The 23,269-nt window shown below is 73.2% G+C and carries 21 protein-coding genes and 1 pseudogene; 13 read left to right on the top strand and 9 right to left on the bottom strand.

Features of this window, described 5'->3' with window-relative positions; genetic code table 11:
* The first annotated feature begins 130 nt into the window (after positions 1-130).
* Genes AAH979_RS38040 through AAH979_RS38055 form a run of 4 tightly spaced genes read left to right on the top strand, consistent with a single transcriptional unit; the run spans position 131 to position 4,804 of the window.
* The gene (locus AAH979_RS38040; RefSeq protein WP_346262985.1) at positions 131-1,600 is read left to right on the top strand and encodes an STM4014 family protein; all 1,470 of its coding nucleotides are present in this window, start codon (positions 131-133) and stop codon (positions 1,598-1,600) included.
* A complete protein-coding gene (locus AAH979_RS38045) occupies positions 1,597-2,433 on the top strand; it encodes an STM4013/SEN3800 family hydrolase (protein WP_346262986.1) in 837 nt (278 codons plus the stop codon). The genes AAH979_RS38040 and AAH979_RS38045 overlap by 4 nt, the downstream gene beginning before the upstream one ends.
* Complete coding sequence (locus AAH979_RS38050; protein ID WP_346262987.1) at positions 2,430-3,935, top strand: STM4012 family radical SAM protein; 1,506 nt, start codon at positions 2,430-2,432, stop codon at positions 3,933-3,935. The genes AAH979_RS38045 and AAH979_RS38050 overlap by 4 nt, the downstream gene beginning before the upstream one ends.
* Entirely contained in the window at positions 3,932-4,804 is an 873-nt protein-coding gene (locus AAH979_RS38055) for an STM4011 family radical SAM protein (protein ID WP_346262988.1), read from the top strand. The genes AAH979_RS38050 and AAH979_RS38055 overlap by 4 nt, the downstream gene beginning before the upstream one ends.
* A 23-nt stretch (positions 4,805-4,827) precedes the next feature.
* Here the strand turns inward: AAH979_RS38055 and AAH979_RS38060 are convergent, their stop codons facing one another.
* The 3 genes from AAH979_RS38060 to AAH979_RS38070 all read right to left on the bottom strand — a co-directional run bounded on the left by AAH979_RS38060 (position 4,828) and on the right by AAH979_RS38070 (position 6,896).
* Positions 4,828-6,201 carry a DUF6745 domain-containing protein gene (locus AAH979_RS38060; protein WP_346262989.1) on the bottom strand — a complete coding sequence of 458 codons (1,374 nt, stop codon included), beginning with the start codon at positions 6,199-6,201 and terminating at the stop codon, positions 4,828-4,830.
* Positions 6,201-6,521 carry a hypothetical protein gene (locus AAH979_RS38065; protein WP_346262990.1) on the bottom strand — a complete coding sequence of 107 codons (321 nt, stop codon included), beginning with the start codon at positions 6,519-6,521 and terminating at the stop codon, positions 6,201-6,203. Before AAH979_RS38065 ends, AAH979_RS38060 begins: the two co-directional genes overlap by 1 nt.
* 75 nt (positions 6,522-6,596) lie before the next feature.
* Complete coding sequence (locus tag AAH979_RS38070; RefSeq protein ID WP_346262991.1) at positions 6,597-6,896, bottom strand: antibiotic biosynthesis monooxygenase family protein; 300 nt, start codon at positions 6,894-6,896, stop codon at positions 6,597-6,599.
* 107 nt (positions 6,897-7,003) lie between these two features.
* On the opposite strand from AAH979_RS38070, the gene pnuC reads away from it, so the two are divergent.
* The 3 genes from pnuC to AAH979_RS38085 all read left to right on the top strand — a co-directional run bounded on the left by pnuC (position 7,004) and on the right by AAH979_RS38085 (position 10,189).
* A complete protein-coding gene (gene pnuC / locus AAH979_RS38075; protein WP_346262992.1) occupies positions 7,004-7,663 on the top strand; it encodes a nicotinamide riboside transporter PnuC in 660 nt (219 codons plus the stop codon).
* Positions 7,660-8,895 (top strand): AAA family ATPase, encoded by a 1,236-nt coding sequence (locus tag AAH979_RS38080; protein ID WP_346262993.1) that lies wholly within the window; start codon positions 7,660-7,662, stop codon positions 8,893-8,895. The genes pnuC and AAH979_RS38080 overlap by 4 nt, the downstream gene beginning before the upstream one ends.
* Positions 8,896-9,190: 295 nt before the next feature.
* A complete protein-coding gene (locus tag AAH979_RS38085; protein WP_346262994.1) occupies positions 9,191-10,189 on the top strand; it encodes a TerC family protein in 999 nt (332 codons plus the stop codon).
* A gap of 92 nt (positions 10,190-10,281) precedes the next feature.
* Here AAH979_RS38085 and AAH979_RS38090 read toward each other — a convergent pair whose 3' ends face one another.
* The 4 genes from AAH979_RS38090 to typA all read right to left on the bottom strand — a co-directional run bounded on the left by AAH979_RS38090 (position 10,282) and on the right by typA (position 15,227).
* Complete coding sequence (locus tag AAH979_RS38090) at positions 10,282-11,220, bottom strand: NlpC/P60 family protein (RefSeq protein WP_346262995.1); 939 nt, start codon at positions 11,218-11,220, stop codon at positions 10,282-10,284.
* 137 nt (positions 11,221-11,357) lie between these two features.
* Positions 11,358-12,452: a dipeptide epimerase gene (locus tag AAH979_RS38095; RefSeq protein ID WP_346262996.1), complete on the bottom strand. Its 1,095-nt coding sequence runs from the start codon at positions 12,450-12,452 to the stop codon at positions 11,358-11,360.
* 24 nt (positions 12,453-12,476) lie between these two features.
* Complete coding sequence (locus AAH979_RS38100; protein WP_346262997.1) at positions 12,477-13,337, bottom strand: serine hydrolase; 861 nt, start codon at positions 13,335-13,337, stop codon at positions 12,477-12,479.
* A gap of 21 nt (positions 13,338-13,358) precedes the next feature.
* A complete protein-coding gene (typA, locus tag AAH979_RS38105) occupies positions 13,359-15,227 on the bottom strand; it encodes a translational GTPase TypA (protein WP_346262998.1) in 1,869 nt (622 codons plus the stop codon).
* A 134-nt stretch (positions 15,228-15,361) separates the two neighbouring features.
* Here typA and AAH979_RS38110 point away from each other — a divergent pair.
* From AAH979_RS38110 to AAH979_RS38120, 3 genes and pseudogenes are all read left to right on the top strand, one after another.
* Positions 15,362-16,696: pseudogene (locus tag AAH979_RS38110) on the top strand (DedA family protein); the annotation flags it as partial.
* Positions 16,697-16,973: 277 nt separating this feature from the next.
* On the top strand, positions 16,974-17,837 hold the full coding sequence (locus AAH979_RS38115; protein WP_346262999.1) for a transglycosylase SLT domain-containing protein: 864 nt from the start codon (positions 16,974-16,976) through the stop codon (positions 17,835-17,837).
* Between the two features lie 150 nt (positions 17,838-17,987).
* Positions 17,988-18,857, top strand: a complete 870-nt coding sequence (locus AAH979_RS38120) for an N-acetylmuramoyl-L-alanine amidase (protein ID WP_346263000.1) — start codon at positions 17,988-17,990, stop codon at positions 18,855-18,857.
* Between the two features lie 40 nt (positions 18,858-18,897).
* Here the strand turns inward: AAH979_RS38120 and AAH979_RS38125 are convergent, their stop codons facing one another.
* On the bottom strand, positions 18,898-19,953 hold the full coding sequence (locus AAH979_RS38125) for an NAD(P)H-binding protein (RefSeq protein ID WP_346263001.1): 1,056 nt from the start codon (positions 19,951-19,953) through the stop codon (positions 18,898-18,900).
* 335 nt (positions 19,954-20,288) lie between these two features.
* On the opposite strand from AAH979_RS38125, the gene AAH979_RS38130 reads away from it, so the two are divergent.
* Together AAH979_RS38130 and AAH979_RS38135 are read left to right on the top strand one after the other, a co-directional pair.
* Positions 20,289-20,861, top strand: a complete 573-nt coding sequence (locus AAH979_RS38130; protein ID WP_346263002.1) for a metalloregulator ArsR/SmtB family transcription factor — start codon at positions 20,289-20,291, stop codon at positions 20,859-20,861.
* A gap of 61 nt (positions 20,862-20,922) precedes the next feature.
* Complete coding sequence (locus AAH979_RS38135) at positions 20,923-22,212, top strand: MFS transporter (RefSeq protein WP_346263003.1); 1,290 nt, start codon at positions 20,923-20,925, stop codon at positions 22,210-22,212.
* Here the strand turns inward: AAH979_RS38135 and AAH979_RS38140 are convergent.
* Positions 22,193-22,396 carry a cold-shock protein gene (locus AAH979_RS38140; protein WP_278063023.1) on the bottom strand — a complete coding sequence of 68 codons (204 nt, stop codon included), beginning with the start codon at positions 22,394-22,396 and terminating at the stop codon, positions 22,193-22,195. The genes AAH979_RS38135 and AAH979_RS38140 overlap by 20 nt on opposite strands.
* A 220-nt stretch (positions 22,397-22,616) precedes the next feature.
* On the opposite strand from AAH979_RS38140, the gene AAH979_RS38145 reads away from it, so the two are divergent.
* Complete coding sequence (locus tag AAH979_RS38145; RefSeq protein ID WP_346263004.1) at positions 22,617-23,225, top strand: VTT domain-containing protein; 609 nt, start codon at positions 22,617-22,619, stop codon at positions 23,223-23,225.
* Positions 23,226-23,269: the final 44 nt, after the last annotated feature.

The following is a 23,269-nucleotide window of genomic DNA, read 5'->3' on the forward strand; positions in this document are numbered from 1 at the left end:
GGCGCCGAGCTGGCCGATCGGCTGGTCGCGGCGCTGCCCGGGGTCGAGGTGGATCTCACCGAGGCGGCGTTGCCCGACGGGTACGGCGACCGGTACGTGGCCGTCGGGGAGTGACTGGCATGATCGACGGATGACTGGCAGGGCCCCGCTGGTGGTCGTCGGCAACCCGGAGAATCGTCGGGTCACGCTGTTCCGGGCCGCCGCTACCGAGGCGGGCGTACCGGTGGTGGTGCTGCCCTGGCGGCGGCTGGCGACCGGTCCGGTCCGGCTGCCCCGGGCGGCCGTGGTGCGGATCGACTCGCCCGGCGAGGATGCCGAGGTCGACCGGCTGCTGCGTGGTGCCGACCGGCCCGCCGAGCACGGCGAGATCGTCGGCCTCGCCGCCTGGTACGCCGGATTCCGCGCCGCCCTGGGCCGGCTCGGCGAGGCGGCCCGGTCCGCCGGGGCGACCCTGCTGAACGACCCGGACGACGTGCTCGCGATGTTCGACAAGCGGGCCTGCCACGCCCGGCTGACCGCCGCCCGGGTGCCGGTGCCGCCAGCGCTGCCCACGGCACCATCCGCGCTGCCCACGGCGTCACCCGGACGCATGGCGTCACCCGCGCCGGCGGCGCCACCTGGGCTCACGGCGTCACCCGCGCCGGCGGCGCCACCTGGACCCGTGGGGTCACCCGGGCCCACGGCGCCATCCGCGCCGCCTGCACCGTCCACTTCGGTCGGTTTGGCTCTGCGGGGCGGTTCGACCGGCGGTTACCCGGAGCTGCGAGCGGCGATGCGGGCCGCCGGCTGGTCCCGGGTCTTCGTCAAGCCGGCGCACGGCTCGTCCGCCTCCGGCGTGCTCGCCCTTCAGGTGGCGCCGGGCCGGATCCGGGCCACCACCTCGGTCGAGCTGACCGCCGGCGGCAAGCTCTACAACTCGTTGCGGGTCCGCGACTACACCGACGAGCGGCAGGTCGCGGCGATCGTCGACCGGCTGGCCCCGGACGGCCTGCACGTCGAGCGCTGGTTTCCCAAGGCCGGGCTGGGGGACCGGACGGTCGACCTGCGGGTGCTGGTGGTCGCCGGTCTCCCGGAGCACGTCGTGGTCCGGGCCAGCCGCGGCCCGCTGACCAACCTGCACCTCGGCAACGCCCGGGCAGACCTGTCCGCGCTGCGGGCGGCGATGGGCGAGCCGGCGTACGCCGCCGCGCTGCAAAGCTGCGTCCGGGCCGCCGCCTGCTTCCCGGGCAGTCTGCACGTCGGGGTGGACCTGCTGGTCGGTACGGGCTGGCAGCGGCATGTGGTGGCCGAGGTCAACGCCTTCGGCGACCTGTTGCCGGGGCTCTCCGACCCCGCCGGCCGGGACAGTTACGCGGCAGAACTGCACGCGCTGCGGACCGGCCGGTTCGACCGGTGGCGGGCCGACGCGCCGACCCTGCTGGGGTCGACGGCCGAGCCGGAGCCGACGACAGGGACTGGCACGGGCGCCGAGCCGGCATCGACGGCGCGGCTGGAGTCGGCGGCCGGGTCGGACGGGTGGGGGCCCCGGCGCGCGGGCGACGGCGGCATTGGGCAGCATGAGAACCCGGGACGTGACAGAAAGGTGGGGAGGGCGGCATGAAGGAGCTGATCGGCAGCCACGACCTGTTGTTCGTCACCCTGGACACACTCCGCTACGACGTGGCGGAGGAACTGGCCGCGGCCGGGCGTACGCCGAACCTGGTCCGCGCGCTGCCGGGCGGAGTCTGGGAGCGGCGGCACAGTCCGGCCAGCTTCACCTACGCGGCGCACCAGGCGTTCTTCGCGGGTTTCCTACCCACGCCGACCACACCCGGCCCGCACACCCGGCTCTTCGCGGCGGCCTTTCCGGGCAGCGAGACCACCGGTGAGCAGACCTGGACCTTCGACGCCCCGGACGTGGTCCGTGCCCTCGCCGGGGCCGGTTACCACACCGTCTGCGTCGGCGGGGTCGGCTTCTTCAACGGCAAGTCGCCGCTGGGCGGCGTGCTGCCGGCCCTCTTCGCGGAGGCGCACTGGGAGCCCGAGTTCGGCGTCTCCGCACCGCGTTGTTTCGAGGCGCAGCTCGACCGGATCGCCACCGTGCTGCCGACGGTGCCGGAGGACCGGCCGCTCTTCCTCTTCGTCAACGTCGCCGCGATCCACCAGCCGAACCGGCACTACCTGCCCGGCGCCGACCGGGACAGCCGGGAGAGTCACGCCGCCGCGCTGGAGTACGTCGACCGGCACATCGGGCGGCTCTTCGCCCTCGCCACCTCCCGGGACCGGCCCTGCCTGGTGCTGCTCTGCTCCGACCACGGCACGGCGTACGGCGAGGAGGGGCACAGCGGTCACCGGCTCGGTCACGAGGTGGTGTGGACGGTCCCGTACGGGCAGTTCGTCCTCGAACCAGGCGACTGGGGCAAGCCCGGCGACTGGCCCGGGCCGGAGCAGTGAACCTTTTTCGACCTGAACCGGGCGGCGGTCGCGCCCCGACGTCCACCTGCGGCCAGGACGGACCGCAGGGGGAGGTTGACAAGGGTTCAGCCGGGGTCACCAACTCGCTGGACGGGTCGCCGTACCAGGGTTACCTGTACGCGTACCCGCACAAGACGGCGTACCGGCCGCTGCGACCGCGCCCGGCGCTGCGTGAGGTCTGGGCGGGGGAGCGGCGGGACGCCCTCTTCCTCTACCTGCACGTGCCGTTCTGCGAGATGCGCTGCGGCTTCTGTAACCTGTTCACCCGCTCGAACCCGCCCGCCGAGCAGGTGCGCGGCTATCTCGACCAGGTGGCCCGGCAGGCCGACCGGGTCCGGGAGGCGCTCGGCGACGGCGTCGGGTACGCCCGGGTGGCGGTCGGCGGTGGCACCCCGACCTATCTGGACGCGGGCGAGTTGACCGCGATGTTCGACCTGCTCGCCGGCTTCGGTGCCCGGCTCGGGTCGGTGCCGATGGCGGTGGAGACCTCCCCGGCCACCGCCACCGCCGACCGGATCGGGGTGCTGGCCGAGCGCGGCACCACCCGGGTCAGCATCGGGGTGCAGAGCTTCCTGGACAGCGAGGCGCGGGCGGCCGGGCGACCGCAGCGCCGGGCCGAGGTCGAGCGGGCCCTGGACACCATCCGGGGCCACGACATTCCGGAGCTGAACCTCGACCTGATCTACGGGATTCCCGGCCAGACCTCGGCGACCTGGGCCGAGTCGATCTCGTCCGCGCTGCGCTGGCGGCCGGAGGAGGTGTTCCTCTATCCGCTCTACGTCCGCCCGCTCACCGGCCTCGGCCGGACTCCCGCCACAGCGGACGGCGTCGACCCGGCCTGGGACGCGCAGCGGCTGGCGCTGTACCGGCAGGGCCGGGACGCGCTGCGGGCCGCCGGTTACCGGCAGCTCTCGTTGCGGCACTTCCGCCGCGCCGAGCTGACCCCCGACGACCCAGGGCGGGCCTCCGACGGGCCCGAGTGGACCTCCGACGGGCCCAGGCTGACCTTCGACGATCCGGGGCGGGCCGGGTCGGACTACTGCTGCCAGGACGACGGCATGGTGGGGCTGGGCTGCGGGGCCCGGTCCTACACCACCGACCTGCACTACTCGTTCGACTACGCGGTCGGGGTCCGGCACGTCCGGAGCATCATCGAGGACTACCTGCGCCGGCCCGCCGCCGACTTCGACGTCGCCGAGGTCGGCTTCCGGCTCGACCCGGTCGAACAGCGGCGCCGCTGGCTGGTCAAGTCCCTGCTCCGGGCGGAGGGGTTCGATCCGGCCGGCTATCTCGACCGGTTCGGCAGCCGGGTCGACGACGACTTTCCGCAGCTCGACCGGCTCGCCGAGCGCGGCTGGCTGACCTCGGTGCACGGCCGGACCGCGCTGACCGAGGCCGGGCTGGAACGCTCCGACGCGATCGGGCCGTGGCTGGTCTCCGGCCCGGTCCGCCGGGCGATGGCCGAGTACGCGCTCCGATGAACCTCTCGGTGCTCTACCGCGGCCCGCTGGCGAGCTGCAACTACGACTGCCCCTACTGCCCGTTCGCGAAGCGCCGGGACAGCCCGGCCCAACTCGCCGCCGATCGGGCCGCGCTGGGCCGGTTCGTCGACTGGGCGACCCGCAACCCCGACGACGACCGCCTGTCGGTGCTCTTCACGCCGTGGGGCGAGGGACTGTCCCGGTCCTGGTACCGGGAGGCGCTGGTGACACTCTCCCGGCTGCCGCACCTGGACCGGGTGGCTATCCAGACCAACCTGGCCTGCCGGCTGGACTGGCTGGCCGCCGCCGACCGGCGTACGGTCGCGCTCTGGGCCACCTATCACCCCGGACAGGTACGCCGGGAGACGTTCCTCGACCGCTGCGCCCGGCTCACCGAGCTGGGTGTGCGGTACTCGGTCGGTGTGGTCGGGCTGCCGGAGCAGCTCGCCGAGGCGGCGGCGGTCCGGGCGGCGCTCCCTGCCGACGTCTACCTCTGGGTGAACGCGGCCGAGGGGTACTCCTACACCGCCGCCGAGGAGGCGGCCTGGACCGGGCTCGACCCGCTCTTCGGCTACAGCGTGCGGCCGCATCCGTCGGCCGGTGCGTCCTGCCGGGCCGGCGAGACGGTGATCTCAGTGCGTGGCGACGGCTCCGTGCGACGCTGCCACTTCGTGGAGACACCGCTGGGCAACCTCTACGACGGGTCGTACCGCGCCGCGTTGCGGCCCCGGCCGTGCCCGAACACCGCCTGCGACTGCCACATCGGCTACGTCCACCTGCGAACCCTGCCGCTGTACGAGGTCTTCGCATCAGGAGTGCTGGAACGGATCCCGGCCCGCTGGGGCGTACCGTCCGCGGCGCTGGGCTGAACCCGAGGGGCGGCCGGGCTGCGTCAGGTCTGCACCAGCGGCGCATACCGCTCCGGCTCCACCCCGAATGTCCAGGCCACACCGGCCCGCGCGGTACGCGTGTCCGGCGGCACCCGCAACCAGTACGTGCGCCGGGTGCCGTCCGGCTCCGGGGTGGCGTTGACCACCTCCACCATCACCAGTGGCTCGTCCTGCGGCAGGTCGAGCCGCCAGAGCACGCCGTACTCGTCGCGGTGCAGCGCCGTGGCCCGGCTCTCCCGCAGGTAGCGGTCATAGCCGAAGTGCTCCAGCATCACCCGGCGGACCTCGGCGTTGCGCTCCACCCGGATCCGTTCCACGGTCAGCGTCGGCAGCTCGGCGGCGACGTCGGCCGGGATCGGCATCCCCCGCCAGGCGTGCAGCCCGAACCCGTCCGGATAGGCCAGTGCCGGACCGTCGGCGTGATGCAGCCGACCGAGATTGTCCCGGTGCAGCCGGGTCGGCCGCTCGGTGAGGATGACCAGCCGTTCGTACGGCCACCACCAGCCGGCGGCGGTGGCGACCCCGGCGAGACCGGCCAGCCCCGGCTCGCCGTCGAAAGCGGCCAGCCAGGCCGCGTCGTGCTGGCCCGGCACCGCGTCGAGTAGCCCGGCCCGGGCCCGCCGGGTGAACGCGTCGTCGACCTGCGCCGTCAGGTCTGCGCCGAGCTGGTTGCGCAGCGGGGTGACGATGCGGTCGGTGAGCAGGTGCCAGGTGCGGCGCCCGCCGGCCGCCCAGTGTGCGGCCCAGCCGGCCGGGCCGAGCCGCTCGACGACGGCGGCCCGCGCCGTTGCCCACGGCGCGGTGCGCAGGGCGGCCCGGAGCGGCTGGCCGGGATCGGTCACCCCGGGCTCGCCGCCCTGCGCCCGCAACGCCGCCAGCACCTCGGCGACCGCCTCGGCCAGCTCACCGCCGCCCTGGTCGTAGCCGGCGGGGCCGCCGCCGGGCGCCGCGGAGGTTGCCGACGCCGACCCGCCGGACCTGGACCCGCCGGACCTGGACCCGCCGGACCTGGACCCGTCGGACCCGGACCCGCCGGACCCGGCGGCCCCGAACCCGCCGGGGCCGGCGGTGCCGGTATTCGGATCGGTCGACGGGGCCGCCCCGGTCAACAGGGCGGCGGCCAGCGCGCCGGCGCGCGGGGACGGGAGCCAGAACACCTGCCGGGGCGGTGCGAGTCCGGCCGCCAGGTAGGCCCGCCGGACGGCGGCCTCGGCCACCGGGCGATCGGCCGGCCCGGTGGCCAGCCCACGGGCGAGCCAGGTGTCGGCGATCCGGGCGAGCCGGGCCGCCTCCCCGTCGGCCCGCTCGTCGGCGCCAACCGAGCTCAGGATGGGCACGGCAGCGGGCCGATCCCGGTGCGGGGCGTCGGTGTCCATCAGTCCGCCACCGGTCGCCAGCTACCGGGCAGGTATTCCCGCTGCCGCACCACCCGGTAGGTGCCGGCCGGCAGAGCGATCGGGGCGTGCTCCTCGTGGCCGAGCCGGCCGTAGCCCTCGATCACCAGGAACGCCGGCTCGACCTGGTCAGGCAGGGCCCAGGCGGTGAGCCCGGACCCGGTCACGACGTGGGCGTGCCCGGTCGCCTCGCCGCGAGCCAGGACCAGTCGGTCCCGGCCGTCACGCCCGGCCGGGACGAGCCCGCCCGGCAGCGTCGCCGGGTCGATCGCCTCGACCAGCACGTCGCCCTGTCGATACATCCAGCCGCCTTCCGGGGAGCCGTTGTCTCCCCGGCACGCTAGCGACGGCGTACGACAGTTTCGCCGGGTCGGCGGTCAGGCCGGCGGCGGTACGTCGGTGAAGTGCTCGACCACCGGCGGGGCCGCGAAATAGGGGCCGATCAGGGAGCGCCAGGTGGTGTACCGGTCGGTGGCCCGGAAGTTCTCCAGGTGGGCCTGGACCGAGTCCCACTCGACCAGCAGCACGAACCGGGACGGCGACTCGATCCCCCGGGTCATCCGGACCGACCGGCATCCGGGGGTGCCGGCGAGGGTCGCGTGACCCTTGGCGTACGCCTCGGCGAACGCCTCCTCCTGACCGGCCAGCACGTCGATCAGGGCAACCTCCAGCACCATGATCGCAGAATGGCACGGACGGGCCCGGGCCGGTCGATCGGGGTATACCCGTTCCGCCCGCCGGTACCTACGGTAGGAACTCCAGAGGATCTTGCGGGAGGTGCGGCATGCTCGACTGGCTGACCGGTACGGCGTTCACCGTGGCGGGGACGCCGACCAGCCGGGCCGAACTGCTCGGCTTCGCGACCGGGGTACTCAACGTCTGGCTGCTGGCCCGGCAGAAGATGTGGAACTGGCCCGTCGGCATCGCCAACGTGCTGCTGCTGATGGTGCTCTTCTGGACCGCCGGCCTGTACGCCGACGCCGGTCTCCAGATCGTCTACGTCGGACTCGGCCTGTACGGCTGGTGGGCGTGGCTGTTCGGCGGTGCGCAGCGGAGCCGGCTGGTGGTCGGCCGGACCGACCGTCGGGAGTGGACAGTGCTGGTCGGCGCGGGCGCGGTACTGACGCTGCTGCTCTGGCTGCTGCTGGACCGGGCGACCGACTCGACCGTGCCGCTGCCGGACGCGGTGACCACCGCGCTCTCCCTGATGGCGACGTACGGCCAGTGCCGCAAGCGGGTGGAGAGCTGGTGGATCTGGATCACCGCCGACCTCGTCTACATCCCGCTCTACGCCTACAAGGGGCTCTACCTCACCGCCGGGCTGTACGTGGTCTTCCTCGGGCTCTGCGTACTCGGGCTGCGGAACTGGCGGGCCGACCTGCGCCGGCTCTCGGCCGTCGCCGCCCGGCCGGTGGCGCCCGGCCCGGCCCCCGCCACCCCGTGACCGTGCGGGACACCGGCAACCCTTCCGCCGCCCCGCGGCCCGGCCGGACGGCCCGGGCGACCGCGCGGAACACCGGCACCTTCCCGGCAGTCGCCCGCGCCGGGCGGGCCGCGGAGGCGGCGGATCCGGTGGCGGCGGCGGACCCAGGGCAGGAGGCCGCGGGCCGGCCGGAGTTCGGGCACGGGCTGGTGGTGGGGAAGTTCTATCCGCCGCACGCCGGGCACCATGCGCTGATCGCCGAGGCGGCCCGGCGGTGCGCCGCCGTCACCGTGGTGGTGGCGCCGTCCCGGCGGGAGTCGATCCCGCTGGAGCTGCGGCTGGACTGGTTGCGTGAGGCGCACGCCGCCGACCGGCACGTCCGGTTCGTCGGCCGGTACGACGACCATCCGGTCGACTACGCAGATCCGGCCGCCTGGGACGCGCACTGCGCGGTGTTCCGGGCGGCGGTCGGACCGGCCCGGGTCGACGCGGTCTTCTCCTCCGAGGCGTACGGCGCGGAGCTGGCCCGCCGGTTCGATGCGGTGGACGTACCCGTCGATCCGGCCCGGGCCGCCGTACCGGTCTCCGGCACGGCCGTCCGGGCGGATCCGGTGGCGCACTGGGCGATGCTCAGTCCGCCGGTCCGGGCCTGGTTCGTCCGCCGGGTCGTGGTGGTGGGCGCCGAGTCCACCGGGACCACCACGGTCGCCGAGGCGCTGGCCCGGCACTACCGCACCTGCTGGGTACCGGAGTACGGCCGGGAACTCACCGCCGCCAAGCTGGCCCGGCTGCGGAGTACCGAACCTGATGCGACGGTCTTCGACGTGGTCTGGGACCGGGCCGACTTCGAGACGGTGGTCCGGGAGCAGCAGGCCGCCGAGGACGCCGCGGCCCGGCGCAGTGGGCCGCTGCTGATCTGCGACACCGACGCCCGGGCCACCGCGGTCTGGGAGGAGCGGTATCTCGGCTCGACCTCACCCCGGGTCCGGGCCGCCGCCCGTCGACCCGATCTCTATCTGCTGACCGACCACCACGGGGTGCCGTTCACCGACGACGGCCTGCGGGACGGTGCGCACCTGCGCGGCTGGATGACCGAGCGGTTTCGGGCGGTGTTGGCCGATTCCGGGGTACCCGTGATCGAACTCACCGGTCCGCTTCCGGACCGGCTGCGGACGGCGATGCTGGCCTGCGACGGGTTGCTGGCGGCGGGTTGGTCCCTCGCCGACCCGTTGCTGCCCCGGCAGTGCACCTAGGTTCCTAGGATGATTTACCGGTGGTGAGCCAGGCGCCCCGACAGGGGGAGATGCGCGACGGGCGGGGAATGGTGAACAATGGCGCTGTAGGAGGGGAGTATTCCTTCGCGACGGTGTCGTCAACACGGTCGTCGGCCGGTAGACCGGTACGAGGACCCGGCACCGTAGGTTGTCGCCGCGGCGTCTCCGCGTGGCGATGGCGGAAGAGACCTCCGACAGTCACCACCGTCTACACCGCCTGACGCGCGTCATCCGCGTGCTGACGGCGGTGCCGCGTGCCTGCCGGAGGAGTGCCTTGAACGTGTCCGCCTGGGTGTGGGTCGTCTCGCTAGTCGTGCTGACGGCGATCCTGCTACTTGATCTCTTGATCATCGGTCGACGACCGCACGAGCCGAGTCTGCGGGAGTCCGGCCTCTGGGTCGGCTTCTACGTCGGCCTCGCGATCGTCTTCGGGGTCGGTCTGGCCCTGACCACCAACGGCACCGTGGCCGGGGAGTTCTACACCGGCTGGCTCACCGAGTACAGCCTCTCGGTGGACAACCTCTTCGTCTTCGTGATCATCATGTCCAGGTTCGGCGTGCCCCGGCAGTACCAGCAGAAGGTGCTGCTGATCGGCATCGTGCTGGCGCTGGTGATGCGGGGTGGCTTCATCGCGGCCGGCGCGGCCCTGATCAACCAGTTCTCCTGGGTCTTCTACATCTTCGGTGCCTTCCTCATCTACACGGCGATCAACTTCTTCCGCCAGGGTGAGCCGACCGAGGACGACTTCAAGGAGAACATCCTGATCCGCTGGAGCCGGCGGGCCCTGCCGGTCTCCCGGGACTTCTCCGGCGCCCGGCTCACCATCCAGGAGAACGGCCGCCGGCTCTTCACCCCGATGCTGATCGTGCTGATCGCGATCGGCACCACCGACCTGGTCTTCGCGCTCGACTCCATCCCGGCGATCTTCGGGATCACCCAGGAGCCCTACCTCGTCTTCACCGCCAACGTCTTCGCGCTGATGGGGCTGCGGCAGCTCTACTTCCTGCTCGGCGGGCTGCTCGACCGACTGGTCTACCTCAACATCGGGCTCGCCGTGGTGCTCGGCTTCATCGGCGTCAAGCTGGTGCTGGAGGCGTTGGCCGGCAACAACCTGCCGTTCCTCAACAATGGCGAGCACATCAGTTGGGCGCCGCACATCCCGATCTGGCTCTCCCTCACCATCATCCTGGGCACGCTGGCGATCGCCACCGTGGCCAGCCTGATCAAGTCCAGCCGGGACCGCCGGACAGCCGAGAAGGTGCCGGTCGCCTGAGCTAAGCGCCGGAGCGGCGGGTCAGGGAGCGAACCCTCTCCACCTCCCCCTGGGCCCGGGGTGGCCCAGGGGGAGGGCGGGGCCGAGGTGCCTCAGGTGGGAAAGGGTTCGGTGACCCGATGCGCGCCGACCAGGGTCGCGGCCCGGTCGGCGGGCATCGGTTCCTCCAGGACCCGCCGCTTGGTGTAGCAGGCGTGCAGCATCCGCCGGTCGCCGTCCGGCCCGGGGCGGGCGGTGACGATGCCGATGTGGTGGACCGGCCGGCCGGGCCGGGCGAAGAAGTAGAGATCGCCCGGGCGTTCCGCGCCGAGCGGCACCGGAGCCGTCGCCGCGACCTGGTCGTCGGCGTCCCGGGGCAGGCGTACGCCGAAGCGCCGCCAGGCCAGGTACACCAGGCCGGAGCAGTCGATGCCGTACGCCGAGACGCCGCCCCAGAGATAGACCACGTCCCGCAGTCGACTGGCCACCGCGAGTACCTCGGTCGGGCTGGGTGGCCGGATCGGTGCCGGGGCGAGATGGCTGTCGGGCGCCCAGAGCGGCTGCCCGTGGTCGGGGACCCGAACCGGGCGCCAACCGGCGCGGGCCGGACCCGCGCTGGTCAGCCGGGTACCCAGGATCACGCCGGGCAGCACCACCGCGCCGGACGGGGCGTCGTGTAGCCGGGTGACCGTCGCCGCGACGACCAGGTCCGGCGGTGCCGGTGCCGGCTCGACGGGCTCGACGAGCTGTTCGAGCGGGAGCCAGCCCGGATAGCCCCGGGGGTCGAGCCTGGCCGCCGGCTGCTCCACCGCGACGACCCGGACCCAACCGTCCGGGCGGACCTCCTCGACCAGCACCCGCTCGCCGAGCAGGAGCTGACTGAGCACGCAGTCGCCGTCCCGCTGGTCGACGGTCATCCCGGAGATCCAGCCGGCGATGTCGGTCCGGCGGGACAGGGCCGGTGCGTCCACCGGGCGGACGGCCTCAGGGCCAGCCCACAGGGTGGCGACGCCGACCCGGACAACGGCCTCGCGCCCCGCGCGCAGCACCATGTCAGTACCACCCGTCCTCGCCCGCTCTCGCCCGAAACCATATGAAAATTAGCGCCGTACTGCAACAGGCGGCTGAATGTTGCCTTCATACTGGTGCGGTGCGGCCGGGACCGGCGGGGCGACGGGGATGGGCGGCGTCAGGGCGTCGGCGGCGGCGTACGGTGCAGGCCGGCGATGCCGAGACCGGGAGCGTCGGGCAACACCACGGTGGCGTTCTCGTACCGGATGCCACCCTGCACCGGAGACCAGGCCAGCCACCAGGCGGCGTCCAGGTCCGACACGGCGCTGGTGCCGTAGGCGGCGACCAGGCTGGCGGCCGCGCCGAGCCCGATCTGACTCTCCATCATCGAGCCGACCAGGGTGCCGAGGCCGTGCTCGGCGGCCAGTTCCAGCAGCGTCCGGGCCGGCCCCAGCCCACCGCACTTGGCCAGTTTCACGTTCACCATGTCGGCGGCCCGCCGCTGGATCACCTCGACCAGGTCGCGCAGCCCGTAGACCGACTCGTCGGCCAGGATCGGCACGTCCACCCGCTCGGCCACCCAGGCCAGTCCGGCGATGTCCCGGGCGTGCACCGGCTGCTCCACCAGCTCCACGTCGAGCCCGGCGTCGGAGACACCGCGGATCACCCGGACCGCCTCCCGGGGCGTCCAGCCCTGGTTGGCGTCGAGCCGGATCCGGGTCTGCGGGCCGGCGGCGGCGCGTACCGCCCGGATCCGGGCCAGGTCACCCGCCGCGTCCGTGCCGACCTTCACCTTGAGTACGTCGAAACCGTCGGCGACCCGCTGCTTCGCCGCCCCGGCCAACTCGACCGCGTCCCCGGCCGACAGCGTGACGTCGGTGGCGACCCGCCGGGACGTCCCGCCGAGCAGCCGCACCAGCGGTACGCCGAGCCGCCGGGCCGCCAGGTCGTGCAGCGCCACGTCCACCGCCGCCTTCGCCGCCTCGTTGCCGACCACCGCCCGCCGTACCTCCGCGCACCTGGCCACCAGGTCGTCCGGGTCACGCCGGGTCAGCAGCGGGGCGAACACCTCCTCGACACAGGCCCGTGCGCCGCCGATCGACGCCCCGGTCACCCGCCACACCTGGGGTGCCTCGCCGAACCCGGACCGCCCGTCGGCGTCGACCACCTCCACCACGAGGGTCTCTACTGTGGAGGTACGGCGCAGTGCGGTCACGAACGGGGTGTGCAGCGGAGCGGAGAGCCGGTGGGTGCGAACCGAGGCGATCGACATGCAGGCACCATATCGGCCGTCGGGTCAGCCGACGGTCCCCAGACGGTGCCGGGCGGCCCAGACCAGGGCCGAGACCCGCGCGATGAGCCGACGGGCCCGCTCGTCCCGGTCGTCGCCGGCCGGGCCGGTGTCGCCGGCCGGCGGCACGGTGGTGCAGACCACCACGGTGTACGGGGGCGCGTCGTCCGGGAAGACCACGCCGGCACCGTGCCGGATCCCGCGTACCCAGCCGTTCTTGTGCGCGATCCGGGTGCCCGGCGGCAGCCCGGCGGCCAGGTCCTCCCCGCGCTCCTGCGCGAGCAGCACGTCCAGCATCGCCGCGCAGGTGCCGGGGGAGGCCAGTCGGGACCGGGCGATCGCGCCGAGCAGCCCGGCCAGGTCGGCGGCGGTGACCTGGTTGTCCAGTCCGGCGTCCCGGGCGGCGAAGTCCTCGATCCCCCGCTGGGTGCGGCTGTGCCGGGCACCGCTGTCGGCCCACACCTGGGCGACGGCGGGCAGCCCGACGTGCCCGAGCACCAGGTTGGTGGCGAGGTTGCTGGACCGGACGATCATCCGTTCGGCGAGCCAGCCCAGCGGCGCGGTGCCGCCGAGCCGGGCCCAGACCGCCTCGTCGTTGTCGTAGTCGGCCGCGCAGCAGAACCGGCCCGCGCCCGGCCGGGCCGAGTCGAACTCGTTGACCACCGGCACCGGCGCGTCCAGCTCCACCGCACCGGCCCCGGCGGCCCGGTGCAGGGCGGCCAGCACCGCCACCTTCATGGTGCTGGCCGCGTAGTGCGGGGTGTCCGGCAGCCGGGTGTACGCGGGCCGGCGGCCGAGCCGACCCGCGTAGACCGAGACGGTGCCGGCGACGGCCGCCAGCTCGGCCTCGAGCGCGTCCCAGAGCATCTGCGCAGCGTACGACCGGACTCAGCCGGCGTGCTTGCGCCGGGCGGCGGCCCGGGCCCGGGACGGTGCGTCCAGTACCACCTTGCGCAGCCGGATCGCCACCGGGGTGACCTCGACGCACTCGTCCTCGCGGCAGAACTCCAGGGCTTGCTCCAGGGAGAGCTTGCGCGGCGGGATCAGCTTCTCGGTCTCCTCGCTCGTCGAGGAGCGCATGTTGGTGAGCTTCTTCTCCTTGGTGATGTTGACGTCCATGTCGTCGGAGCGGGAGTTCTCACCGACCAGCATGCCCTCGTACACCTCGGTGGACGGCTCGACGAAGAGAGTGCCGCGCTCCTGGAGGTTGAGCATCGCGAACGCGGTCGCCACCCCGGACCGGTCGGCGACCAGCGACCCGGTGTTCCGGGTACGCAGCTCGCCGAACCACGGCTCGTACGACTCGAAGACGTGGTGCAGGATGCCGGTGCCCCGGGTGTCGGTGAGGAACTCGGTGCGGAAGCCGATCAGACCCCGGGCCGGGACCAGCCACTCCATCCGGATCCAGCCGGTGCCGTGGTTGACGAGCTGCTCCATCCGGCCCTTGCGGGTGGCCAGCAACTGCGTGATGGCGCCGAGGTATTCCTCCGGGGCGTCGATGGTGAGCCGCTCCACCGGCTCGCAGGTCTTGCCGTCGATCTCCCGGGTCACCACCTGCGGCTTGCCGACGGTCAGCTCGTACGACTCCCGGCGCATCTGCTCGACCAGGATGGCCAGCGCCAGCTCGCCCCGGCCCTGCACCTCCCAGGCGTCCGGCCGGTCGGTCGGGAGGACCCGCAGCGAGACGTTGCCGATCAGCTCCCGGTCCAACCGGTCCTTGACCATCCGGGCGGTGACCTTGGCACCCTTGACCCGGCCGACCAGCGGCGAGGTGTTGGTGCCGATGGTCATCGAGATCGCCGGCTCGTCGACGGTGATCAGCGGCAGCGGCCGGGGGTCCTCCAGGTCGGCCAGGGTCTCGCCGATCATGATCTCCGGGATGCCGGCGACCGCGATGATGTCGCCCGGCCCGGCCGAGGTGGCCGGCTTGCGCTCCAGTCCCTCGGTCATCAGCAGTTCGGAGACCCGGACCCGCTCGACGGTGCCGTCGGTGCGGCACCAGGCCACCGTCTCGCCCTTGGTGATGGTGCCCTGACGGACCCGGCACAGCGCCAGCCGGCCGAGGAACGGCGAGGCGTCCAGGTTGGTCACGTGCGCCTGCAACGGCGCGGCCTCGTCGAAGGCCGGCGGCGGGATGGTGTCGAGCAGGCTGCGGAAGAGCGGCTCCAGCGAGCTGCTGTCGGCCGGCACGGTGCCGCCGGGGGGCTGGGTCAGCGAGGCGACGCCGTCCCGGGCGCAGGCGTAGATGATCGGGAAGTCGATCTGCTCGGCGTCCGCGTCCAGGTCCAGGAAGAGTTCGTACGTGTCGTCGACCACCTCCTTGATCCGGGCGTCCGGCCGGTCCACCTTGTTGATCACGAGGATGATCGGCAGCCGGGCCTGCAGCGCCTTGCGGAGCACGAACCGGGTCTGCGGCAGCGGGCCCTCGCTGGCGTCCACCAGCAGCAGCACCCCGTCGACCATGGTCAGCCCGCGTTCCACCTCGCCGCCGAAGTCCGCGTGCCCCGGGGTGTCGATGATGTTGATGGTGACCGGGCCGGAACCGTCCGCCGGCAGGTAGCGCACGGCGGTGTTCTTGGCCAGGATGGTGATGCCCTTCTCCCGCTCCAGGTCCATGGAGTCCATCACCCGGTCGGTCGGCTCGGCCCGGGCGGAGAACGCGCCGGACTGCCGCAGCATGGCGTCGACCAGGGTGGTCTTGCCGTGGTCGACGTGGGCGATGATTGCGACGTTACGAAGGTCCCCGCGGGTCTGCATGCCCTCCATCCTCTCGCCTGCGCGATCCGGGCCGGCGTCCGGGTTCCCCCTGAGGTAACCCCGCTCTCGGCGGGAATCGCTGTGCCATCACACCACGCGGCTGGCATGCTGGCCGGGGTGTTCGGGGGGTCGCCGTGCAGGATGTGTTGACGGTGGTGCGGGAGTTGCCACCGGTGCTGGTCTACCTGGCCGCAGCGCTGCTGGTGGCTACCGAGACGGCGGTGATCGTCGGCCTGGTGATGCCGGCCGAGGCGACCCTGCTGCTGGTCGGCTTCCTCGCGTACGCCGGGATGCTGCGGCTCGGCCCGGCACTGGTGGTGATGATTGTCGCAGCGGTGCTCGGCGACGCGCTGGCCTTCCGCAGCGGCCGGCGGCACGGCCCCCGGCTGCGGGCCGGCCGGTGGGGGAGCCGGGTCGGGGCGCAGCGCTGGGCGAAGGCCGACGCGATGCTGGCCCGGCTGGGCGGGCGCGGGGTGTTCGCCGCCCGCTGGGTGGCCTTCGCCCGGACCCTGGTGCCCCGGCTGGCCGGCAGTGCCGGGATGCCGTACCGGCGGTTCGCGCCGTGGAACCTGGCCGGGGTGGTGACCTGGGTCGGCGGTTCGGTGCTGGCCGGCTATCTGGCCGGGGAGTCGTACGAGACCGTCTCCCACTACCTGGGCAAGGCGACCGGCGCCGTACTGCTGCTGATCGTCTTCATCGTGGCCATCGTGCTGGTCGGCCGCTGGCTCGGCCGGAATCCCGACCCGGTGCGGTCGCTGCTGTCCCGGGCGGTCGCCCGGCCGCCGCTGCGCTGGCTCGCCCGGCGGTACGGGGTGCTGTTCTTCCTGCTGTCGATGCACATCGGGCCGGGCTGGACGCTGCTGGCCAACCTGGTCGCCGGGTTGGCGCTGCTCTTCGTGACCGGGCTCATCCTGGCCTGGCTGCTCGACCTGGTCGTCACGCACAGCGGGCTGTCGGTGGTCGACAGCGCGATAGCGGAGTGGTTCGCGTCCCGGCGTACCGAGGGGGTGGCCGAGCTGGCGCACGCGGCGATCGGCGCGCTGCGCGGTCCGGTGCTGATCCTGGTGGTGGCGCTGGTCGCCGCGGTGGTCGGCTGGCGTACCCGGCCGTGGCGGGTCGACCTGCTCAGCGTGCTCGGTACGGTCGGCGCCTTCGTACCGCTGCTGGTGCTGGTCCTGGTGACCGACGTCACCGGGCCGACCAGCGGCGCACCGGTACGGCTGCTGCCGGCCCAGAACGCGGTGGTCGCGGCCAGCCTCTGCACGCTGGCCTGGCTGCTGGCCCGGCAGAGCCGCTGGCCGATGGCGGTGGCGGCCTGGACGGTGGCGGCGGTCGGGGTGGTGACCATCGGCGCGGCCCGGCTCTACGTCGGCTGGAGTTCGGCCAGCGAGACGGTCACCTCGATGCTGCTCGGGGTGCTCTGGACCGCGGTCTTCATGGTCGCCTGGGCGACCCGGGACCGCGCGGTACGCGCCACCGGGGTTCAGCCCGGTCCGGCCACGGCAAACCGGCCCCGGCCGTCGGCGGGCGACGCCGGGCCGTCGGCGGGCGACGCCGGGCCGTCGGCGGGCGACGCCGGGCCGTCGGCGGGCGACGCCGGGCCGTCGATGAGCGGGGCGGGGCCGCCGGCGGAGCGGGCCGGGACGCCGGCCGTCGAGGAGGCGGCCCCGGCCAGCCGGCCGGTCGAGGCCCCCTGAGGTGTCGGCGTGCCTGTTATGGTGCGCCGGGAGATCTTGGGGGGACTCGATGACTGAGTGGCTACGCAGGACCGGCCTGGTGTCGGGGGCGGTGGTCCTGGCGCTCGCCACCGTGGTCGGTTGCGCCAACGGCGAGCCGGGGGGCGAGGGGGGCACGACCACGGTCGGGGCGGAGACCGACCCGTCCGTCGCCGCCGACCCGGTCGCAGCCGGCGAGCCGACGACCGAGCCGGAGCCGCCGGCCGTGGCGGGGCTCGGCGCCCGGCCGACCCCGTCGGCGACTCCGAGCCGCACCGCGAGCAAGAAGCCGGGGCCGCGGAAGGTCCCCAAGCCGCCGACCGAGACGAAGCTGCCCCCGCCGCCGCCGAAGCCCGAGACCGGCTGCACCAAGCCGCGCTACGAGGGCACCCAGGCCAGCCGGGCCCAGGTCAAGCAGGCCCTGACCGAGGCGGCCGGCCGGACCTACTGGCCGAGTTCGGCGCCGAGCATCCGGGTGCCGGTCGACCTGGTCAAGGCGACCGCCTGGCAGGAGAGCGGCTGGCAGTCGAACATCATCGCCTGCGACGGCGGGGTGGGGCTGATGCAGGTCATGCCGGACACCGCGGCCTTCGTCAACCAGCGCTTCGACCAGTCGTACGACATCGACGCCTACCGGGACAACGCCACCCTCGGGGCGAACTACCTGGCCTGGCTGATCAAGTACATCGGCGACGCCTTCTTCGAGAGCGACTACGGGGTATCCGCCGACGACTGCACCACCGAACTCAACTCCTGCCTGCTGAACGCGGTGATCTCGGCGTACAACTTCGGGCCGGGCGCGGTGGTGACCGACGACGGGCTGAAGATCCCCAACCCGCAGTACGTGCGTAACGTCCGTGCGCTGATGACGGAGTGTGAGTGCCTGGCCTTCTGAGGCTGGCGGCCGGCTGGCCGTCCTTTCCCGACCTCGGGTCGGTTGACCATTGCTTTTGCTCATATTGGCAGCTTGGACGACTGGACTCGGGCCATCGTCGCAGATACGGTCAGTAGTGAACCCCTACCTCCGAGTAAGGAGGGCTGATCGATGCGACTGCTCTGGCTCGCCGACGTGCTCCGGTCCGCCGGTCTCACCGTGCACGAGGTCGGCGGTTGGCGGAGTCGCGGCTCCACATCCTTCGATCCACACGGGATCATGTGCCACGAGACCCGCGGCTCACTGCGCTCCACCGACGCCGGCGAGATCTATGTCCTGCTCAACGGTTCCGCGACCGCGCCACCACCGATAGCCCAGCTCTACCTCTCGCGCACCGGGCACTGGCACGTGATCGCCTCCGGCCGGTGCAACCACGTCCGGGTCGGCTGGGCCGGACCGTTCAAGGGGGTCGGCAACTCCGGCCTGATCGGCATCGAGGCGCAGCACGCCCTCGGCGAGCCCTGGACCGACCGGCAGTACGACTCCTACGTGCGCGGCGTACGGGCGCTGCGCGACCGTACCGGCTGGGGGATCGCCGGCCACAAGGAGCACCAGCCGGCCGGCTACGGACACCCGAGTGTCAAGACGGACCCGAGCTTCAACATGAACCAGTTCCGGCGCGACGTCGCCGCATCGTCCGGAGGGGAGAACATCATGCCGGCACTGTCCGATCAGGAGCAGGAACAACTGCTCAAGTTCGCCAAGGACAACAACTACCTGCTGTGGCAGGGCGCGCAGAAGCCGGACGGCAGCGGCCGTACCGACATCCGGCAGCACTTCTACACCATCGAGGGGATGCTGACCGAGGTCAAGGCCAACCAGATGAGCATGCTCGGCAAGGACTGGGTCAACGAGCAGCAGATCATCGACGGCGTGCTCAACGGGCTGGGCTCGAAGGACCTCGACGACGCGGCGGCCGCGCTGCGGGCGGCGTTCGGCGACCGGATCGGGGAGCTGGCCGCCAAACTCACCGCGACCTGAGCACCCTCTCCACCTCCGGTGCGACGTCCCGGCGGCCCGGTCAGCCGGCCGTGCGGCGGCGTAGCCAGGCGTCCTCGGCGAGGTAGTCGAAGTAGTCGGTGCGGTAGTTCTGCGCGAGATCGGGGAAGACGGTCCGCCAGTCCCGGCCGTGCGCGGCGTCCACCAGCCACCGTACGGTCTCCGGCAGCGAGTCGAGATAGCTGGTCACCGGGCGGTAGCCGAGCTGGCGTTCCGCCAGGCTCATGTCCAGCACCACCGGGTACGGCGTCGACCACGGCGTCTCGCCGACCGGTGGTGCCGGCGAGGGGCCGTCGATCAGCACGTCCTCCGCACCGTGGTCCAGCACCGCGTGCACGGCGGCGCCGATCTCGCGTACGGTCGGCGGCTCCGGGTCGCCGGCGTTGAGCACCCGGGCCCCGGGCTCGGCGGCGGAGAGCCGGATCAACTCGGCGAGGTTGGCCGTGGAGACCGGATGGAACCGGCTCTGCCCGGCGTACGCCAGCACCCGTACCGGCCGGTTGTCCAGCGCGCGTTTGACGAAGTGCCACTCACGCGGGTGCACGGTGTGCGGCCCGTGGATCGCGCCGGCCCGCAACAGGGTGGTCGGCAGCACCGCTCCGGCGGCGAGCAGCTCGCGCTCCAGGGCCGCCTTGCCGGCCGCGTACGTGTCGTCGCCCGCCGCCGCGTCCGGGTCGAGCGGTGCGACGGTGGGCTGGGTCTCGGCGATCGGCACCGGGAACCGGACCCCTTCGGCGCCGAATCCCCGGCCGGCGTCGTCCAGGTAGACCCCGGCGGTGGAGACGACCACGGCCGAACCGATCCGGTCGGCGAGCCGGAGCAGTTGGCGGGCGTGCCGGGCGTCGTACGCGACGGTGTCGACCAGGACGTCGCAGCCGTCGCCGACCGCGACCGCCAGCCCGGCGTCGTCCGCACGGTCCAGCGGGACCAGCTCGACGTTCCAGTCCGGCGGCCACGGTGCTCCGGCCCGCAGGCCTCGGGCGGCGGCCCGGACGTGCCAGCCGTCGGCGACCAGGGCACGGACCGCAGCCCGGCCGACCTGGCCGGTGGCGCCGACAACCAGGGCGAGCTTCTCCATAGCGTCACGCTAGATCTCCGCACGGAGGCGTGCGAGCACTTCAGCTCTCAGCCAAAACTGCCGACCGTCGATGCCGCAAGAGCACCTCGTACCCGGGTCGATCCCGGCCGGCGCGGGCGTGGTGTCGGTGGACGAACCTCGCCACCGGCGGGACGTACCGGGCGCCGAGGGTCGGCGCGGCCGGCGCGGTCGCGCCCCGGGGCACCGAGCCGGGCCGAAGATCTCCCACACCCCCGGACGCTTACCGGCAGGCAGCATGGCGTCCGCTCCCATCCGCAGCCGATATTGCACAACAGTTCTTGCGCAACTCTTCTTGTGTATGTCAGTCTGGCCGCATGAACAGAGAGGTACGCCAGGTCACCGACTCCCGGGTGCTGGCCGCCATGTCCCACCCGCTGCGCCGCCGCCTGATGGACGTGCTTAAGGTCTACGGTCCGGCCACGGTCAGCTCGCTGGCCGAGCGCACCGGGCAGGCGGTGGCGAACGTCAGCCACCACCTGAAGGTGCTCGCCGCCGCCGACCTGGTCGAGGAGGCACCGGAACTCGCCCGGGACCGCCGGGAGCGGTGGTGGCGGCTGGTCTCGGCCGGACTGCGCTGGTCCAGCGCCGACTTCGCCGACGACCCGGCCAGCGAGGCCGTGCAGCAGGCCGCCGTCTCGCTGAACCTGGACCGCCAGGTCGGCCTGGTCCGGGACTGGCACGCCGCCGCTGAGGAGCAGCGGGCCGCCTGGGCGGAGGCGCCGTTCTCCACCGACCGCTGGCTGCGGCTCACCCCGGCCGAACTGGCCGAGTTCGAGGCCGAACTGCTCGCCCTGCTGTCCCGGTGGGGTGACCGCGAGCTTCCCGACGACGGGCAGGGCCGCGAGCCGGTCTTCTTCTTCGCCCACGGCATCCCGGCCCAGCCGTGAACCGGCCAGGCCGCCCGGCTCGGACCGGCACCTGAGACCCCGCCGGCGACGAGGAGACGAAATGAGCCTGCTGCGGCAACGGGACTTCCGGCTGCTCTGGGTCGGCCAGGCCGGCAGCACCTTCGGCGCCAGCGTCACCAGCGTGGCGCTGCCGCTGGTGGCGGTCGCCACCCTCGGCGCCAGCACCTTCCAGGTGGCGCTGCTGACCGCCGCCGCGTGGCTGCCCTGGCTGCTGGTCGGGCTGCCGGCCGGCGCCCTGGTGGACCGGCTGCGCTGCCGGCCGGTGATGGTGACCTGCGACCTGGTCGCCGCGCTGCTCTTCGCCAGCGTGCCGGTCGCCGGCTGGCTCGGCGTACTCACCATCGGGCACCTGCTGGCCGTCGCGCTGGCCGGCGGCACCGTGAGCGTCTTCTTCAAGACCGCGTACCAGGTCTACCTGCCCACCCTGCTGGACCGGACCGACCTGGCCGAGGGAAACGCGAAGCTCCAGGGCACCGAGGCGGTGGCCCAGGTGGCGGGTCCGGGTGCGGCCGGCCTACTCGCCAGCCTGGTCGGTGCCGCGACCGCGCTGCTGATGGATGTGCTCGGCTTCCTCGGCTCGGCCGCCTGCCTGCTGTCGATCCGGCGCCAGGAGCCACGCCGCGCCGTCGATCCGGCGGCGGGCCTCGGCCGGCAGATCGCCGAGGGGGTACGGTTCACCGCCCGCGATCCCTACCTGCGGGTGCTTACCGTCTGGGGTGCGGTCAGCAACCTCGGCCTGGTCGGCTACCAGGCGATCCTGGTCGTCTTCCTGGTCCGCGAGGTCGGGGTTGGTCCCGGTACGGTCGGCGGCCTGGTCGCCGTGATGAGCCTCGGCGGGGTCGTCGGCGCCGCCATCGCCACCCCGCTGTCCCGGCGCCTCGGCAGCGCCCGCGCGCTGCTGCTCTGCGCCCTCGGCGCGGAACCGTTCGGGCTACTGATCCCGCTGACCGCCCCCGGTGCCCGGCTCGGCCTGCTGGTGCTGGCCGGGATGGTGATCGGCGCCGGAGTTGTCGCCGGCAACGTGATCAAGGCAGGCTTCCGCCAGGCGTACGTGCCGCACCGGCTACTCGGCCGGGTCAGCGTGACCATGCAGGTGGTCAACCTCGGCACCATGCCGCCCGGTGCCGTGCTCGGCGGCGCGCTCGGTACGGCGCTCGGCCTCCGCCCGGCGATGTGGGTGATCACCGCCGGGCTGGCGCTGAGCGGGCTGATCCTGCTGATCGGCCCGCTGCGCAAGCGCCGCGACCTGCCCGAGCCGCAGCATGATACGGAGCCGGCGGCACCGGCCCGCGCGGCGCGTAGCGAGATGGTCAGCGCGGCTGCACGTTAGCCGCCTGCGGGCCCTTCTCGCCCTGGGTGACGTCGAACTCGACCTTCTGCCCCTCGTTGAGCTCGCGGTAGCCGGACGACGCGATCGCGGAGTAGTGGACGAACACGTCCGGCCCTCCGCCGTCCTGCTCGATGAAGCCGAAGCCCTTTTCCGAGTTGAACCACTTGACGGTTCCGGTTGCCATGGGTGTCTCCTTAGCGGCGCGCCCGGTGCGTGGCGTGCCCTGTACGTCACCGACAGTAGCCTCCCTGCGTACTCGGTGCGGGCGGAAGTCGGGAGTCGTACAAACCTCCGGCGTAGGCCGGACGGCGGAGTCACCCCGAGATCGAGTCAGGGTTGCCGGCGTCGCTTACCAGGGCTCGACCCGGATGTCCGGTTGGCGTTCCGTCCGTAACGTTCCTGACGTGGCGGACTGGCTGGTTCAGGTGGGGGAACTGCCGTCGGGAGTCTTTCTGGCGGTGCTCGGCGGAGTCATGTTGCTGGACGCGATTCCGCTGCTCGGCGTACTCGTGCCCGGCGACGTCGCGGTACTGGCCGCGGTGGGGGTCGGTCGGCCGGCCAGTCTGGGGGCGTTCCTGGCGGTGATCGGCGGCTGCCTCGGCGGCTGGTCGCTCACCTTCTTCGCCGGTCGGCGGTTCGGCGCGCGGCTGCGGCGTAGCCGTACCGGGGCGTGGATCGGGGAGGCGCGCTGGTCGGCCGCCGAGCGGATTCTCAGCAGTGGTGGGGGCCGGATGGTGATGGTGGCGCCCTTCCTGCCGGTGCTGAACGCGCTGCTGCCGCTCGCCGCGGGCGGGCTGCGGATGTCGTACCGGCGGTTCCTGAGCTTCGCGGCGGTCGGTGCGGTGCTCTGGGCCGGGCTCTACATGGTGCTCGGCATCCTGGCCCGGTCGGTCGGCGGCCTGCTGCCCGGCGAGTCGTTCGCGCTGGTGGGCACGGTGGGCTTCGGGATGATCTTCGGCGGCCTCGTCCTGCTGGGCGTACGCCGCCGACTCGCCTCGACGGTCCAGGGCTGACAGTGCGGATGGCGGGGGGTCGGGGGGGGTGACCGGGTGGCGCC

The organism is Plantactinospora sp. ZYX-F-223 (assembly GCF_039649625.1).
Taxonomy (GTDB): domain Bacteria; phylum Actinomycetota; class Actinomycetes; order Mycobacteriales; family Micromonosporaceae; genus Plantactinospora.